Below are 15,779 nucleotides of genomic sequence, written 5' to 3'. Positions count from 1 at the left end.
TGTTGGGTAACATCTGCGCCCACTTTGACCGACGAGGTACAGCATGCGTCGCCCTATGGTAGCTGGTAACTGGAAGATGCACGGTACCCGCGCCAGCGTCGCTGAGCTGATCAACGGCCTGAGTCATTTGGCCTTGCCGAGCGGTGTTGATGTCGCGGTATTCCCGCCTTTCCTGCATATCAATCAAGTGATTGAAGGTTTGAAAGGCAAGTCGATTTCGGTCGGCGCGCAGAACTCTGCAGTGGAATCCATGCAAGGTGCTTTGACCGGCGAAGTTGCACCGAGTCAGTTGGTGGATGCAGGTTGTACCTTTGTACTTGTCGGGCATTCCGAGCGCCGCCAAATGGGCGAGCAGGACGGAATGCTGATTCGCAAGTTCGCAGCGGCACAGGCATGTGGCTTGATTCCAGTGTTGTGTATAGGGGAGACCCTGGAGCAACGCGAAGCTGGAAAAACTCTTGAGGTTGTCGGGCGTCAGCTTGGCAGTATCATTGAGGAGCTGGGTGTTGGTGCTTTTGCAAATGCAGTCATTGCTTACGAGCCGGTCTGGGCCATTGGCACCGGGCTGACTGCTTCGCCGCAACAGGCGCAGGATGTGCACGCAGCCATTCGCGCTCAGTTGGCGGCAGAGAATTCTGAGGTCGCACAAGGTGTGCGGCTTCTATACGGCGGCAGCGTGAAGGCGGCCAATGCGGTCGAACTGTTCGGCATGCCGGATATCGATGGGGGGCTCATTGGTGGAGCTTCCCTGAATGCAGATGAGTTCGGTGCGATTATTCGCGCCGCGGGAAACTGAAAAAATGCTGGAAACAGTCGTAGTCGTTTTTCATCTGCTGGGTGCATTGGGCGTAGTTGCTCTGGTATTGCTGCAGCAGGGTAAGGGTGCGGATGCTGGCGCGTCTTTCGGAGCAGGTGCTTCAAATACTGTGTTCGGAAGCCAAGGTTCCTCTACCTTTCTTAGTAAGTTTACTGCTATACTTGCCGCCGGTTTCTTCATAACCAGCTTAGGGTTAGGTTACTTTGCTAAAGAGAAGGCTCACCAGCTGACTCAAGTAGGTTTGCCAAATCCAGCAGTGTTGGAAGTTCCAAAGCAACAACCGGCTTCTGATGATGTACCGGTGCTTCAAGAGCAAAAGTCGGCTACTCCAGCGACTGACGTACCTCCAGCTCAAGAGCAGAAGTAAGAAGGGTTTCAAACGTAGTATTGCCGAGGTGGTGGAATTGGTAGACACGCAACCTTGAGGTGGTTGTGCCCATAGGGTGTAGGGGTTCGAGTCCCCTTCTCGGTACCAATTATCAGGAGAGCCCGCTGTTGCGGGCTTTCTTGTAGGTGGAAGGTTACATTGACCCTGTCAGGGATCGGTCGTATACTTCCGCCCCAGCTTTGTCGCGGGGTGGAGCAGTCTGGTAGCTCGTCGGGCTCATAACCCGAAGGTCGTCGGTTCAAATCCGGCCCCCGCAACCAGTTTAAGGAGCCCCTTTTAAGGGGCTTTTTGTTAGCTGGACACTTTCTACGCCGCTGTTCGACGGCGTTTCAAGGATGGGCGTTTCGCCCATTTTTTTATTTTGCATAGCATGCACATACATGCACGAGGGGGTTCAGGTGTCGAGCAAGCTAGAAGAGTTGCAGGCCTTGTTGGCCCCGGTGGTCGTGGCCCTAGGCTATGAATGCTGGGGTATTGAGTTTTCGGCTCAAGGTCGCCACTCAATGTTGCGCGTTTATATTGATAAAGAAGGCGGCGTGCTGGTGGACGATTGCGCCATCGTCAGCCGTCAGATCAGCGGTGTCCTGGATGTTGAAGATCCAATCGCCGTTGAGTACACCCTTGAAGTTTCCTCGCCTGGCATGGAACGCCCGCTGTTCACTATTGAGCAGTTTGCAAAATTTGCCGGTGAACAAGTGAAGATCAGGCTGCGCTCGCCTTTTGAAGGGCGACGCAACTTTCAGGGCCTTCTGCGCGGTGTAGAAGAGCAGGATGTCGTGGTGCAGGTAGAAGACCACGAGTTCCTGTTGCCGATCGATATGATCGACAAGGCCAACATTATTCCCAGTTTTGACTGAGACGCGGATCCCGCGGATCCAATGGCTTGCGAAAGGCGAGGCGTACGATGAGCAAAGAAGTACTGCTGGTTGTTGAGTCGGTATCCAATGAAAAGGGCGTACCGGCAAACGTAATTTTTGAAGCGCTGGAGCTGGCTCTGGCCACTGCTACCAAAAAGCGTTTCGAGGACGAAGTCGATCTGCGTGTGGAAATCAATCGCCACACCGGTGCTTACGAGACCTTCCGTCGCTGGACGGTTGTCGAAGAAGCAGATCTGGACGATCCGGCCATCGAAACCTGGCCGAGCAAGGTTGCCGAAACGCATCCTGGTGCCCAGGTTGGTGATGTAGTCGAAGAAAAAATCGAATCCATCGAGTTCGGCCGCATTGCTGCACAGACTGCCAAGCAAGTCATCGTGCAGAAAGTTCGCGAAGCCGAGCGCGCTCAAGTCGTTGACGCCTATCGCGAGCGCCTGGGGGAAATCATCTCCGGCACCGTGAAGAAAGTGACCCGCGACAATGTGATCGTCGACCTGGGCAACAACGCTGAAGCGTTGCTGGCTCGTGAAGACATCATCTCTCGCGAAACCTTCCGGGTTGGCGTGCGTCTGCGTGCGCTGCTCAAGGAAATCCGCACCGAGAACCGCGGCCCGCAGCTGATCCTGTCGCGTACCGCGCCGGAAATGCTGATCGAGTTGTTCCGCATCGAAGTGCCGGAAATCGCTGAAGGCCTGATCGAAGTAATGGCTGCCTCCCGTGACCCGGGTTCGCGCGCCAAGATCGCGGTCCGCTCCAAGGACAAACGCATCGACCCGCAGGGCGCTTGCATCGGTATGCGCGGTTCGCGCGTCCAGGCAGTGTCGGGTGAGTTGGGCGGTGAGCGTGTTGATATCGTCCTGTGGGACGACAACCCGGCTCAGTTCGTAATCAACGCCATGTCCCCGGCTGAGGTTGCGGCAATTATCGTTGACGAAGATGCCCATGCAATGGACATCGCCGTTGGCGCAGACAATCTGGCTCAGGCCATCGGTCGCGGTGGTCAGAACGTGCGTCTGGCTAGCCAGTTGACTGGCTGGACCCTGAACGTGATGACCGAATCGGACATCCAGGCTAAGCAGCAAGCAGAAACCGGCGACATCCTGCGCAACTTCATCGACGAGCTGGAAGTCGACGAAGACCTGGCACAGGTGCTGGTAGATGAAGGCTTCACCAGCCTGGAAGAGATTGCCTACGTACCGTTGGAAGAAATGCTCAACATCGACGGCTTTGACGAAGAAACCGTCAACGAGCTTCGCGCTCGTGCCAAGGATCGTTTGTTGACCAAAGCCATCGCTACTGAGGAAAAGCTGGCAGACGCCCATCCGGCCGAAGACCTGCTCTCGCTTGAGGGTATGGACAAGGATTTGGCGATGGAACTGGCGGTGCGCGGCGTAATTACCCGCGAAGACCTGGCCGAGCAGTCTATTGACGACCTGCTCGACATCGACGGCATTGACGATGATCGTGCCGGCAAGTTGATCATGGCCGCCCGAGCCCACTGGTTCGAGTAATTAGGCGCGGCCTGAGGAGAGAAGTGCATGACGCAAGTCACGGTGAAACAACTGGCCGATGAGGTCAAAACACCGGTAGAGCGCCTGTTGCAGCAGATGCGTGAGGCAGGTCTGCCGCACACCGCCGCCGAAGAACATGTGACTGACAGTGAGAAGCAATCTTTGCTGACTCACTTGAAAAGCAGCCACAAGGCGAAAGTGGAAGAACCACGCAAGATCACACTGCAGCGTAAAACCACCAGCACCCTGCGTGTTGCTGGCAGCAAAAGCATCAGTGTTGAAGTCCGTAAAAAGAAGGTTTTCGTACAACGCAGCCCGGAAGAAATCGAAGCCGAGCGCAAACGCGAACTGGATGAACGTCGCGCAGTAGAAAATGCTGCTCGTCAGAAGGCTGAAGAAGAAGCCAAGCGTCGCGCCGAAGAAGAAGCGCGTCGCCAGCCTGCTGCTGCGCAAACCGCTACCAACGACGCTGTTGCAGCGCCGGTTGCCGTTGCCGAGCCAGTGCGTGAAAGCGCTCCGGTGGTTGCAGCTGCTCCAGCTCCGTCTGCTGATGTTCGCAACAAGCAGAACGAACAGCGCCGTCCGGACAAACCACGTGCCGACGATAATAATCGTCGTGGCAGTGGCGATGGCGAGCGCAAAAACGCTCCGCATCGTGCTTCGGTTAAAGAGAAAGCGCCTGCTCCACGTGTTGCGCCACGTACTACCGACGAAGAAAGCGATGGCTTCCGTCGTGGTGGTCGCGGCAAGGCCAAGCTGAAGAAACGCAACGCTCACGGTTTCCAGAGCCCAACCGGCCCTGTAGTGCGCGAAGTGAAGATCGGCGAGACCATCACTGTTGGCGATCTTGCCCAGCAGATGTCGGTCAAGGCTGCTGAAATCATCAAGTTCATGTTCAAACTGGGTACCCCAGCGACCATCAACCAGGTACTGGATCAGGAAACTGCCCAACTGGTTGCCGAAGAGCTGGGCCACAAAGTGACCCTGGTCAGCGACACCGCCCTGGAAGATTCCCTGGCCGAGTCCCTGAAGTTTGAAGGTGAAGCGTTCTCCCGTGCTCCGGTCGTGACCGTAATGGGCCACGTTGACCACGGTAAGACCTCCCTGCTCGACTACATCCGTCGTGCCAAGGTTGCTGCTGGCGAAGCCGGCGGTATCACCCAGCACATCGGCGCGTACCACGTTGAAACCGAACGCGGCATGGTCACCTTCCTCGACACCCCAGGTCACGCCGCGTTTACCGCCATGCGTGCTCGTGGTGCCAAGGCGACCGACATCGTGATCCTGGTGGTTGCAGCGGACGACGGCGTGATGCCGCAGACCGTTGAAGCCGTTCAGCACGCCAAGGCTGCCGGTGTTCCGCTGGTTGTAGCTGTGAACAAAATCGACAAGCCGGGCGCCGATCTCGATCGCATCCGTAGCGAACTGTCGGTTCACGGTGTGACTTCGGAAGAGTGGGGCGGCGACACCCCGTTCGTATCGGTTTCGGCGAAAGTCGGTACTGGCGTGGACGAGTTGCTCGAAGCTGTTCTGCTGCAAGCTGAAGTTCTCGAACTGAAAGCAACTCCGTCGGCTCCGGGTCGTGGCGTTGTGGTTGAATCGCGTCTCGACAAAGGTCGTGGCCCGGTTGCTACCGTTCTGGTTCAAGACGGTACCCTGCGCCAAGGCGACATGGTCCTGGTCGGTTCGAACTATGGCCGTGTACGTGCCATGCTCGACGAGAACGGCAAGCCAATCAAAGAAGCCGGTCCTTCCATCCCTGTCGAGATCCTCGGCCTGGACGGTACGCCGGATGCTGGCGACGAGATGAGCGTGGTTGCCGACGAGAAGAAAGCCCGTGAAGTGGCTCTGTTCCGTCAAGGCAAGTTCCGCGAAGTCAAGCTGGCCCGTGCTCACGCCGGCAAGCTTGAAAACATCTTCGAGAACATGGGTCAGGAAGAGAAGAAGACGCTCAACATCGTCCTCAAATCCGACGTCCGTGGTTCGCTGGAAGCGTTGAACGGTGCCTTGAATGGCCTGGGTAACGACGAAGTGCAAGTGCGTGTTGTCGGTGGCGGTGTCGGTGGTATCACCGAGTCCGACGCTAACCTGGCACTGGCCTCCAACGCTGTACTGTTCGGCTTCAACGTGCGTGCCGATGCCGGCGCTCGCAAGATCGTCGAGCAGGAAGGTCTGGATATGCGTTACTACAACGTGATCTACGACATCATCGAAGACGTCAAGAAAGCCCTGACCGGTATGCTCGGCAGTGATGTTCGCGAGAACATCCTGGGTGTGGCCGAAGTGCGTGACGTGTTCCGTTCGCCGAAGTTTGGCGCGATCGCCGGTTGCATGGTTATCGAAGGTGTTGTTCACCGTAACCGTCCAATCCGTGTACTGCGTGAAGACATCGTTATCTTCGAAGGCGAGCTGGAATCCCTGCGCCGCTTCAAGGATGACGCTTCCGAAGTACGTGCCGGCATGGAATGCGGTATCGGCGTGAAGAGCTACAACGACGTCAAAGTCGGTGACAAGATCGAAGTCTTCGAGAAGGTTCAGGTTGCTCGCAGCCTCTAACTCGCGCACTTCAAGGGCCACGATGGGCCGCTGCATGCAAATGCGCGGCACAGCGTCAGGACTCTAAACGCAACGCCCGGTCTGGCTTTTGTCAGGCCGGGCGTTTGCCGCTTTCAGACCCCACGGGTTTCACCGTGAGGCAGTAACAGGTAACAAGACATGGCAAAAGAATATAGCCGTACCCAGCGTATCGGCGATCAGATGCAGCGTGAGCTGGCACAGCTGATCCGTCGTGAAGTCAAAGACCCGCGCGTAGGCCTGGTCACCATTACCGCTGTTGAAGTCAGTCGTGACGTCGGTCACGCCAAGATTTTCATCACCGTGATGGGGCAGGACAGCGCCGAAGATATCGCGCAAAGCATCAAGGTGCTCAACTCCGCCGCCGGTTTCCTGCGTATGCAGTTGGCCCGCGAAATGAAGTTGCGCAGCGTTCCGCAGTTGCACTTCCACTACGACGAAAGCGTCGTGCGTGGTGCGCACCTGTCGGCCCTGATCGAGCGTGCGGTGGCTGAAGACAATCAGCACCCGGTTGCGGCAGAAGTCGAAGACACCAAGGAGTAATCGGTGGCTCAGGTCAAACGTATCCGTCGTAACGTCAGCGGCATTATCCTGCTCGACAAACCGCTGGGGTTCACCTCCAACGCGGCGTTGCAGAAGGTTCGCTGGTTGCTGAACGCCGAGAAGGCCGGGCACACCGGCAGTCTTGATCCGCTGGCCACCGGCGTGTTGCCGTTGTGCTTCGGTGAGGCGACCAAGTTCTCGCAATACCTGCTCGATTCCGACAAGGGTTATGAAACCCTGGCGCAACTGGGCAAAACCACCACCACGGCTGATGCCGAAGGTGAAGTTTTGCAGGAGCGCCCGGTGACCGTTGGTCGATCCGATGTCGAAGCGGTACTGCCGAAATTTCGTGGGCAAATCAGTCAGATACCGCCGATGTACTCGGCGCTCAAGCGTGATGGCCAGCCGCTGTACAAGCTGGCACGTGCAGGCGAAGTAGTGGAGCGCGAACCGCGTTCTGTTACTATTGCGCGCTTGGAATTGCTGGCCTTTGAAGGTGATACTGCGCGGCTTGCGGTGGATTGCAGCAAAGGCACCTATATCCGCACCCTGGTGGAGGATATCGGTGAGCAACTCGGTTGTGGCGCTTACGTTGCTGAATTGCGACGTACCCAGGCCGGGCCTTTCACGCTGGCGCAGACTGTCACGCTTGAAGAGCTGGAAGCGGTACATGCCGAAGGCGGCAACGAAGCGGTCGACCGCTTCCTGATGCCATCGGACAGCGGCCTGCTGGATTGGCCACTGCTGCAGTTCTCGGAAGCGAGCGCGTTCTACTGGCTCAACGGCCAGCCGGTTCGCGCCCCGGATGCTCCGAAGTTCGGCATGGTACGGGTACAGGATCACAATGGTCGCTTCATCGGTATCGGTGAAGTGAGCGAAGACGGGCGCATCGCGCCGCGTCGATTGATTCGGTCAGAATGACCGGACGAGGGTGGCTGTTAACAGGCACGGTCACTACTCATTTTTAGATACAGGGATTTGTCCCTGGCCTGTTGAAACTGTTTCTTTGAAACAGTTTCCTGATAAAAGGATTGCCTCATGGCTCTCGACGTTCAAGAAAAAGCTCAAATCGTAGCTGACTACCAGCAAGCTGTTGGTGACACTGGTTCGCCAGAAGTGCAAGTTGCACTGCTGACCCACAACATCAACAAGCTGCAAGGTCACTTCAAGGCCAACGGTAAAGATCACCACTCCCGTCGTGGTCTGATCCGCATGGTAAACCAGCGTCGTAAGCTGCTGGACTACCTGAAAGGCAAGGATCTGGGTCGTTATCAGACTCTGATCGGTCGCCTGGGTCTGCGTCGCTAATAAGCGATTGCGCTAGAGGTTGGTTGTCTGCCGTGCATCAGTGGGTTTCCCGCAGGTGCATGGCAGGCTCCCAGCCTCAAGTTTTATCTGGATACACCGTTTTACCCTGGACAGGCGTTGGGCCGATTCCCGACATTGCCCAAGAATTTCGCAAGAAGACAAGTTCCCCAAGAGCCACAAAAGAAGGTAGGACACCGTGAACCCGGTAATCAAAAAATTCCAGTTCGGTCAGTCGACCGTTACCCTTGAGACTGGCCGTATCGCCCGTCAGGCCTCCGGCGCAGTATTGGTCACCGTTGACGACGACGTCAGCGTATTGGTGACCGTAGTCGGTGCCAAGCAAGCCGATCCAGGCAAGGGCTTCTTCCCTCTGTCCGTTCACTACCAGGAAAAGACTTACGCTGCCGGTAAGATCCCTGGCGGTTTCTTCAAGCGCGAAGGCCGTCCTTCCGAGAAAGAAACCCTGACTTCCCGACTGATCGACCGTCCGATCCGTCCGCTGTTCCCGGAAGGCTTCATGAACGAAGTGCAGGTTGTCTGCACCGTCGTTTCCACCAGCAAGAAGACCGATCCGGACATCGCTGCGATGATCGGTACCTCGGCTGCGCTGGCCATCTCCGGCATTCCTTTCGATGGCCCGATCGGCGCTGCCCGCGTTGCGTTCCACGAAAGCACCGGCTACCTGCTGAACCCGACTTACGAACAACTGAAAGCATCGAGCCTGGACATGGTCGTTGCCGGTACTTCGGAAGCCGTTCTGATGGTTGAATCGGAAGCCAAAGAGCTGACCGAAGACCAGATGCTGGGCGCGGTACTGTTTGCTCACGACGAGTTCCAGGTGGTGATCAACGCCGTCAAGGAACTGGCCGCCGAAGCTGCCAAGCCGACCTGGACCTGGGCTCCACAGCCAGAAGCCACTGCTCTGCTGGGCGCTATCCGTGCTGAATTCGGCGACGCGATCTCCCAGGCTTACACCATCACCATCAAGGCCGACCGTTACGCTCGCCTGGGTGAACTGAAGGACCAGGTAGTTGCCAAGCTGTCCGGTGAAGAAGGCCAGCCTTCTTCCAGCGAAGTCAAAGCTGCTTTCGGCGAAATCGAATACCGCACCGTTCGCGAAAACATCGTAAACGGCAAGCCACGTATCGACGGCCGCGACACCAAGACCGTACGTCCTTTGAACATCGAAGTCGGTGTTCTGCCAAAGACCCACGGTTCGGCTCTGTTCACCCGTGGCGAAACCCAGGCTCTGGTCGTTGCAACACTGGGCACCGCCCGTGACGCACAACTGCTGGACACCCTGGAAGGCGAGAAAAAAGACCCGTTCATGCTGCACTACAACTTCCCTCCGTTCTCGGTAGGTGAGTGTGGTCGCATGGGTGGCGCTGGTCGTCGCGAAATCGGTCACGGCCGTCTGGCCCGCCGTTCGGTTCAGGCCATGCTGCCTGCTGCCGACGTGTTCCCGTACACCATCCGTGTTGTATCGGAAATCACCGAATCCAACGGTTCGAGCTCCATGGCTTCGGTCTGCGGCGCTTCCCTGGCCCTGATGGACGCCGGCGTTCCGATGAAGGCACCGGTTGCCGGTATCGCGATGGGTCTGGTTAAAGAAGGCGAGAAATTCGCTGTCCTGACCGACATCCTGGGTGACGAAGACCACCTCGGCGACATGGACTTCAAAGTAGCTGGTACCGCCAAAGGTGTTACCGCGCTGCAGATGGACATCAAGATCAAAGGCATCACCGAAGAAATCATGGAGATCGCTCTGGGCCAAGCCCTGGAAGCGCGCCTGAACATCCTCGGTCAGATGAACCAGATCATTGGCCAGTCGCGTACCGAGCTGTCGGAAAACGCTCCGACCATGATCGCGATGAAAATCGACACCGACAAAATCCGTGATGTCATCGGTAAAGGCGGCGCGACCATTCGTGCGATCTGTGAAGAGACCAAAGCTTCGATCGATATCGAAGACGACGGCTCGATCAAGATCTTCGGCGAAACCAAGGAAGCGGCTGAAGCAGCACGTCAGCGCGTTCTGGGCATCACCGCAGAAGCTGAAATCGGCAAGATCTACGTCGGTAAAGTTGAGCGCATCGTCGATTTCGGCGCATTCGTCAACATCCTGCCGGGCAAGGACGGTCTGGTTCACATCTCGATGCTGAGCGATGCTCGCGTTGAGAAAGTGACCGACATCCTGAAAGAAGGCCAGGAAGTGGAAGTGCTGGTACTGGACGTGGATAACCGCGGCCGTATCAAGCTCTCCATCAAAGACGTAGCAGCAGCCAAGGCTTCGGGCGTTTAATCACTCCCCACGCCTGACCGCTTCAACGTTATAAAAAATGCCCCGCAGTGAAAACTGCGGGGCATTTTTTTGTCTGCGAAAACTGGAAACGGTTTGTGGATTTGCCCGCTTCCAATCTCGATGCTAGGTTTAGCTCACCGCCCGTGTAGCTCAGCCGGTAGAGCAGCGCACTCGTAACGCGAAGGTCGCAGGTTCGATTCCTGTCTCGGGCACCATCCCCTGTTATTTCACCTTGCTTCTCAGATCATCCACGGCGCGTTTCAGCTGATCCAGTTGGCTGTCCTGATTGCTGACGTCCCGCTTGAGGCTGGACAGGTCGCTGGAACTCGCGCTGGAACTCGACCCGGCGCTACGTTTCAAGTCTTCCACCTGACTGGCGAGCCTTTTCAAGTCGTTGTCCTGTGCGCTGACGGTGCGCTTGAGGTCGCTCACTTCGCTGGAGCTGGAGCTTGAACTGGAGTTCGAGCCGCTGCTGCGCTTGAGATCGTCCATTTGGCTGGCGAGCTTTTTCAGGCTGTTGTCCTGTTCACTGACCGTGCGCTTGAGGTCGCTCACTTCGCTGGAACTGGCGCTTGAGCCGGAATTCGAGCTGCTGCTGCTGCGCTTGAGATCGTCCACCGCTTTAGCAAGGTTTTTCAGGCCGTTGTCCTGTTCACTGACCGTGCGCTTGAGGTCGCTCACTTCGCTGGAACTGGCGCTTGAACCGGAGTTCGAGCTGCTGTTGCGCTTGAGTTCGTCCACTGCTTTGGCGAGGTTTCTCAGGCCGGTTTCCTGTTCAGTGAGCGTGCGCTTGAGGTTGGCCACTTCGCTGGAACTGGAGCTGGAACTCGAACCACTGTTGCGTTTGAACTCTTCCAATTGCTTGGTGAGTTCTTTCAGATCCTTGTCCTGTTCGGTGGCAGTGCGTTTGAGGTTGGTTATCTCACTGGCACTCGAACTGGAGCTTGTTCCGTTGTTGCGCTTGAGTTCCTCGATGAGACGAGCCTGCGCTTCGAGGAGATTCTTGAGTTCCTTGATGTCATCCGTGTTGGTTTTAGCGGTGCGTTGCAGTGTTTCCACACCCTCGACACTGAGATTGCTCCTGACCATGACGTCTTTACCATACAGTCTGTGAAAGACGAGGAAGCTGTCGGTGGAGGAAGGGTTGTCTGAGGCGAACTCCAGACCGGCTTGGGCCGTATTGGCCATTGCCATGTTGCCAAGAAAAAGGGCGGCCATGCCTGTTGCCAACAGGGTAGACGGAAGCTTCTTGAAAATACGCATCACCTGAGTTCCTTGTGAAGTGCCTAGATGGCACATCGCTATGACTTTGCTTTTTGAAGGTTGTTCCTGCGTGGCGAGGGAATATTTTCAGAAAAACCGCTCGGCATTTTTTTTGTAGATTTGATGTAAAAGTCCATATAAATCGTCTTCCAAACGTCCTATATTCGGATATTGCACGAGCATCACCCTGCAGTTTTCAAATGATCCACGAATGGTTCTGAAGGCCAGACAAACCGGGCTTCACACGGTTTTTTGCGTCAGAGAGATCCTTGATGATCCAGATCCATCTTCCATTCCCCCGATCAGCGAGAACGAAATGACCGTTAAAGAATTGACCCAGGAAGCCAGGCACGAAGAAGCGCTGAAGAAGTACGTGCTGGACGCGCCCCAACTGCTGGAAGAGATCAAGGACTTGCCCGCCGACGATCAGAAAGACCAGATTCAATGGGCGTTCGAGGATGAAGCAGAAGCCCAGGGCCTGCAGCCGTGGGAGCTGACGCTCAAGTACACCTCGAGCCCGGAAGAGTTTGAAGCGGCGCGACTGGTGCTGCACAAAGAGGCGGCCGAGGTATTGGGCGTCGAGTGGGAAGAGTACTGCGAGATGAATAATCTGGTGGTCTGACCCATGTAGGAGCCGGCTTGCTGGCGAAGGCGGCGTAACGGGTAAACCGCGTCGCCTGGATCGCCAGCAAGCTGGCTCCTACAGTTTCATGTCGTTCAGGAAATTTCAGAGGCTTAAACGCATCGACAGATCGACAGCCTTCACGTCCTTGGTCATCGCACCAATCGAAATGTAATCCACCCCGGTTTCGGCGATCGGCAGCAGCGTGCTTTCGTTGATGCCGCCGCTGGCTTCCAGTTTTGCCTTGCCGCCATTCAGGCGCACGGCCTCGCGCATGTCATCCAGGCTCAACTCATCGAGCATGATGATGTCGGCACCCGCCGCAAGCGCTTCCTTCAGCTCCGCCAGGCTTTCCACTTCGATCTCCACCGGTTTGCCCGGGGCGATCTTGTGCGCGGCGTTGATCGCTTCAGGGATGCCGCCGCTGGCAGCAATGTGGTTTTCCTTGATCAGGAAGGCGTCGTACAGGCCGATGCGGTGGTTGTGGCAGCCGCCGCAGGTCACGGCGTACTTTTGCGCCAGGCGCAGCCCCGGCAGGGTTTTGCGGGTGTCGAGCAGCTTCACTTGCGTCTCGGCGACGAAATCCGCCAGGTATTGCGCACGAGTGGCCACGCCGGAGAGCAATTGCAGGAAATTCAGCGCACTGCGCTCGCCTGTGAGCAGCGAGCGGGCAGGGCCTTCAAGGTGGAACAGCACTTGATTGGGCTTCACCCGTTCGCCATCGGCCACCTGCCAATGCACGGCAACTCGTGGGTCCAGTTGCCGGAAAACCGCGTCAACCCAAGCGGTGCCGGCGATGACCGCGGCGTCGCGCGTGATGATGGTGGCTTTGGCCAGGCGTTCGGCCGGGATCAGCTGCGCGGTGATGTCGCCGCTGCCGATGTCTTCGCGCAACGCACGGCGTACGTTGGCTTCGATTTCGGCGGTCAGATCGGCGAGACGTAGATTCGGCATAACGGACTCCACAAACAAAGTGGCTCGATTATAGGGCCATGGCGCGGGGCAACCCAAGGCGCGCGAGACCTTCCGGTCGTTCTGAAACCTGCATTTGGTCGAATCTCTTGAGCCTGCGAGGTTCAGCAGCGGTCCTTTGCGGGCGTCTATTTCAAAGAGAAACACAGAGTCTGCTGGCATACGGGACATCTTTTGCAAGATAATGCGCCTTGCATTTGACGTCATGTCTTTGACGTGTCTTTGGTTCGCCGATTATTGAATGACAGCGGGCGGGCATTGTCTTCTGTTGCGCGCGGCTGTGAGGCTGGCGCACTCGATCTTTCCAACCGAACCGAAGCATCACCGTTTCAGGAGGCCAGGATGCACAACGACGGGAATGTAGTGCCTTTGCACAAGGCAACTACCGATCAGGCGAGTCACTCGCCGCTCGCCCGCCTGCCTGTGATTCTGCTTCAGGTTCGCGACAAGGCCGCTCAACAGCTCCGGCATGCTCTGCAGGAGCTGTTCGATAACGCCGACGACACGCTGTTCGAAATGGCTGACCGGGCCCGCAATGACGTCGAGCAGAACATCTTTTTTGAAGCCATGCGCGATTTGCGCCTCAAGCGCAAAAATATCGAGCGGGCGTTTCTCGAACAGTTCTTCGAAGCGTTTGTCGGTCTCGCAGGCAGTATTCAGACGGTCTTGCCGCCGGCATTGACCCTCGATATTCAGGCGCAACAGTCCGGTGATGAGCTGGAACGTCGCGTGGCGGTCGAGGCCATGGTCAATAAAGTGCTGAGCCGCGACGGTTTTGCGCTTGATCAATTGACCGCCCGGCTCAGCACGTTGCTGGGCAAGCAGCTGGTGACTACGCGCAATCCCCTGGGCCCGGCGATGCTCTGTGAGTATTTCATGCAGGCCGGGCGCAACCTGGGGGTCGAGATCAAGGTCAAGTTGATCATCCTCAAGCTTTTCGAGCGTTATGTGCTCAGTGATGCCGATCAGCTCTACACCGAAGCCAATCAGATATTGATCGCCACCGGCATATTGCCCGACCTGAAGCCGGCCCCGAATCGGCGTGCCATTGATCGTGCGCAGGCCAGTGTTCGTGCCGAGCCCGACGAGGCTGGCAACCGTTGGGACAGCACGCCAATCGACGACAGCGTGCAGGAAGTGTTCGCGGCATTGCAGGAATTGCTGCTCCACGTGCGTGGCAGTGTCGCGCCAACGCTGGAAACCAGTGCTCAGACGCAACCGATATCCACCCGCGACCTGCTGCGGCTGCTCTCGCACTTGCAGCAGTACGTGCCGGCTCCGGCGGTCCAGGACGAATTCGACCTGCGAAACCAGCTTGAGCAACTGCTGACCCGGGTCAGCGTCAAAAGTGGCAAGTCGCGTGTAGTCGGCGTCGCTGACGAAGATGTGATCAACCTGATCGCCATGCTCTTCGAATGCATCCTCGATGACCGCAATCTGCCGGATTCTCTCAAGGCGCTGATCGGGCGCTTGCAGATCCCGATGCTGAAAGTGGCGGTGATCGACAAGAGTTTCTTCAGCCGCAGCAGTCACCCGGCCCGCCGTCTGCTCAACGAAATCGCCGCCGCGGCCCTGGGCTGGGGCGAGTGCGATGACCATGAGCGCGACAGCCTGTACCTGCGCATCGAGCAAGTGGTGCAGCGTTTGTTGAACGACTTTGTCGACGATCCGGCGATCTTCTCCGAATTGCTGGCGGATTTTCTGGCGTTCACCAGCGACGAGCGTCGTCGCAGCGATTTGTTGGAGCAGCGTACCCGCGACGCCGAAGAGGGCCGCGCCAAAACCGAACTGGCCCGGCAACGTGTCGAGCTGGCGTTGAATCAGGCGCTGTTGGGCAAAGTGCTGCCGCAACGGGTGGTGGCGTTTGTTCAGGACGCCTGGAGCCAGGTGCTGCTGCTGACCTGCCTCAAGCACGGCGATCAGTCCGCCGAGTGGCATGCGGATGTGCAAACCATGGAGCAATTGATCTGGAGCGTGCAGCGCCATGACGACGCTGACGCAAGCCTGCGCCTGTTGGCACTGGTGCCGGGGTTGCTCAAGTCCCTGCGCGACGGGTTGAGCAGTTCGGCGTTCGATCCGTTCGCCACCGGAGAGTTTTTCAGCGAGCTGGAAGGCTTGCACGTTCAATTGTTCGAACGAGCGGACCAGGCACCGGCCGCCACCCGTCCAGTCGATGCGCCGCTGATGGTTGAAGTGCGCGAAGAAATCGTGCTGCTCACCGCCGACGAAGGGCCGGTGGAATCGGTCTCGGTGCGCTTGCCGGCGGATGATCCGGGCCTGCTTCAGGTCGATCAGTTGCACGCGGGCTGCTGGGTCGAATTTCAGGAAGATGAGGAAAACACCCTGCGCTGCAAGCTCGCCGCGATCATCGAAGCCACGGGCAAGTACATTTTCGTCAACCGCACCGGCATGAAAGTGCTGGAGCGCAGCCGTACCGGGCTGGCACTGGATTTTCGTCGTGGCGCGGTGCGCACCCTCGACGACACCTTGCTGTTCGATCGGGCCCTGGAGTCGGTGGTCGGCAACCTGCGGCGGCTCAATCGCGGCAAGTGATCGCGCGCCGAGGGTCTATCGCGGCATACTGGGCACCAACACAGTCGTCGT

Annotated in this window: 13 protein-coding genes and 3 tRNA genes; 14 read left to right on the top strand and 2 right to left on the bottom strand. The window is 57.5% G+C overall.

The genetic code is table 11. The features are described from left to right. Positions 1 to 43: 43 nt before the first annotated feature. The 12 genes from tpiA (at position 44) to KGB25_RS14830 (ending at position 10,533) form a co-directional block, all read left to right on the top strand. On the top strand, positions 44 to 796 hold the full coding sequence (gene tpiA / locus KGB25_RS14885) for a triose-phosphate isomerase (RefSeq protein WP_008024463.1): 753 nt from the start codon (positions 44 to 46) through the stop codon (positions 794 to 796). A 4-nt stretch (positions 797 to 800) separates the two neighbouring features. Continuing rightward, positions 801 to 1,184: a preprotein translocase subunit SecG gene (gene secG, locus KGB25_RS14880; protein ID WP_017336473.1), complete on the top strand. Its 384-nt coding sequence runs from the start codon at positions 801 to 803 to the stop codon at positions 1,182 to 1,184. A gap of 22 nt (positions 1,185 to 1,206) precedes the next feature. Beyond that, positions 1,207 to 1,292 (top strand) — tRNA-Leu (locus tag KGB25_RS14875). 96 nt (positions 1,293 to 1,388) lie between these two features. Then, a tRNA-Met gene (locus KGB25_RS14870) sits at positions 1,389 to 1,465 on the top strand. Between the two features lie 138 nt (positions 1,466 to 1,603). After that, the gene (gene rimP / locus KGB25_RS14865) at positions 1,604 to 2,062 is read left to right on the top strand and encodes a ribosome maturation factor RimP (protein ID WP_032828556.1); all 459 of its coding nucleotides are present in this window, start codon (positions 1,604 to 1,606) and stop codon (positions 2,060 to 2,062) included. A 47-nt stretch (positions 2,063 to 2,109) separates the two neighbouring features. After that, positions 2,110 to 3,591 (top strand): transcription termination factor NusA, encoded by a 1,482-nt coding sequence (gene nusA, locus KGB25_RS14860; RefSeq protein WP_008024459.1) that lies wholly within the window; start codon positions 2,110 to 2,112, stop codon positions 3,589 to 3,591. A gap of 27 nt (positions 3,592 to 3,618) precedes the next feature. After that, on the top strand, positions 3,619 to 6,147 hold the full coding sequence (gene infB / locus KGB25_RS14855) for a translation initiation factor IF-2 (RefSeq protein ID WP_008024457.1): 2,529 nt from the start codon (positions 3,619 to 3,621) through the stop codon (positions 6,145 to 6,147). Between the two features lie 159 nt (positions 6,148 to 6,306). Beyond that, complete coding sequence (gene rbfA / locus KGB25_RS14850; RefSeq protein WP_008024456.1) at positions 6,307 to 6,708, top strand: 30S ribosome-binding factor RbfA; 402 nt, start codon at positions 6,307 to 6,309, stop codon at positions 6,706 to 6,708. A 3-nt stretch (positions 6,709 to 6,711) separates the two neighbouring features. Further along, positions 6,712 to 7,629, top strand: a complete 918-nt coding sequence (truB, locus tag KGB25_RS14845; RefSeq protein WP_008024455.1) for a tRNA pseudouridine(55) synthase TruB — start codon at positions 6,712 to 6,714, stop codon at positions 7,627 to 7,629. Between the two features lie 117 nt (positions 7,630 to 7,746). Then, the gene (gene rpsO / locus KGB25_RS14840) at positions 7,747 to 8,016 is read left to right on the top strand and encodes a 30S ribosomal protein S15 (RefSeq protein WP_003177875.1); all 270 of its coding nucleotides are present in this window, start codon (positions 7,747 to 7,749) and stop codon (positions 8,014 to 8,016) included. Between the two features lie 196 nt (positions 8,017 to 8,212). Continuing rightward, on the top strand, positions 8,213 to 10,318 hold the full coding sequence (gene pnp / locus KGB25_RS14835; RefSeq protein ID WP_008024453.1) for a polyribonucleotide nucleotidyltransferase: 2,106 nt from the start codon (positions 8,213 to 8,215) through the stop codon (positions 10,316 to 10,318). Positions 10,319 to 10,457: 139 nt separating this feature from the next. After that, a tRNA-Thr gene (locus KGB25_RS14830) sits at positions 10,458 to 10,533 on the top strand. Between the two features lie 7 nt (positions 10,534 to 10,540). On the opposite strand, the gene KGB25_RS14825 is transcribed toward KGB25_RS14830, so the two are convergent. Further along, entirely contained in the window at positions 10,541 to 11,581 is a 1,041-nt protein-coding gene (locus tag KGB25_RS14825) for a hypothetical protein (RefSeq protein WP_207285297.1), read from the bottom strand. Between the two features lie 316 nt (positions 11,582 to 11,897). Here KGB25_RS14825 and KGB25_RS14820 point away from each other — a divergent pair, with 316 nt between their 5' ends. Beyond that, a complete protein-coding gene (locus tag KGB25_RS14820) occupies positions 11,898 to 12,203 on the top strand; it encodes a DUF6388 family protein (protein WP_008024451.1) in 306 nt (101 codons plus the stop codon). 105 nt (positions 12,204 to 12,308) lie between these two features. Here the strand turns inward: KGB25_RS14820 and nadC are convergent, their stop codons facing one another. Beyond that, complete coding sequence (nadC, locus tag KGB25_RS14815; protein ID WP_008024450.1) at positions 12,309 to 13,157, bottom strand: carboxylating nicotinate-nucleotide diphosphorylase; 849 nt, start codon at positions 13,155 to 13,157, stop codon at positions 12,309 to 12,311. 360 nt (positions 13,158 to 13,517) lie between these two features. Between nadC and KGB25_RS14810 the strand changes: the two genes are divergently transcribed. Beyond that, entirely contained in the window at positions 13,518 to 15,728 is a 2,211-nt protein-coding gene (locus KGB25_RS14810; RefSeq protein WP_223435476.1) for a DUF1631 domain-containing protein, read from the top strand. Positions 15,729 to 15,779: the final 51 nt, after the last annotated feature.

The organism is Pseudomonas sp. BF-RE-21, from assembly GCF_019947305.1.
GTDB classification, from domain to species: Bacteria; Pseudomonadota; Gammaproteobacteria; order Pseudomonadales; family Pseudomonadaceae; genus Aquipseudomonas; species Aquipseudomonas migulae.
This window is presented reverse-complemented; position numbering and strand designations above follow the sequence as displayed.

Bases quoted from the DNA above. Each gene is read 5' to 3' on its own strand.
- tpiA (WP_008024463.1), top strand. From the start codon at position 44: ATGCGTCGCCCTATGGTAGCTGGTAACTGGAAGATGCACGGTACCCGC.
- nusA (WP_008024459.1), top strand. From the start codon at position 2,110: ATGAGCAAAGAAGTACTGCTGGTTGTTGAGTCGGTATCCAATGAAAAG.
- KGB25_RS14810 (WP_223435476.1), top strand. From the start codon at position 13,518: ATGCACAACGACGGGAATGTAGTGCCTTTGCACAAGGCAACTACCGAT.
- infB (WP_008024457.1), top strand. From the start codon at position 3,619: ATGACGCAAGTCACGGTGAAACAACTGGCCGATGAGGTCAAAACACCG.
- secG (WP_017336473.1), top strand. From the start codon at position 801: ATGCTGGAAACAGTCGTAGTCGTTTTTCATCTGCTGGGTGCATTGGGC.
- rbfA (WP_008024456.1), top strand. From the start codon at position 6,307: ATGGCAAAAGAATATAGCCGTACCCAGCGTATCGGCGATCAGATGCAG.
- KGB25_RS14820 (WP_008024451.1), top strand. From the start codon at position 11,898: ATGACCGTTAAAGAATTGACCCAGGAAGCCAGGCACGAAGAAGCGCTG.
- KGB25_RS14825 (WP_207285297.1), bottom strand. From the start codon at position 11,581: ATGCGTATTTTCAAGAAGCTTCCGTCTACCCTGTTGGCAACAGGCATG.
- nadC (WP_008024450.1), bottom strand. From the start codon at position 13,157: ATGCCGAATCTACGTCTCGCCGATCTGACCGCCGAAATCGAAGCCAAC.
- rpsO (WP_003177875.1), top strand. From the start codon at position 7,747: ATGGCTCTCGACGTTCAAGAAAAAGCTCAAATCGTAGCTGACTACCAG.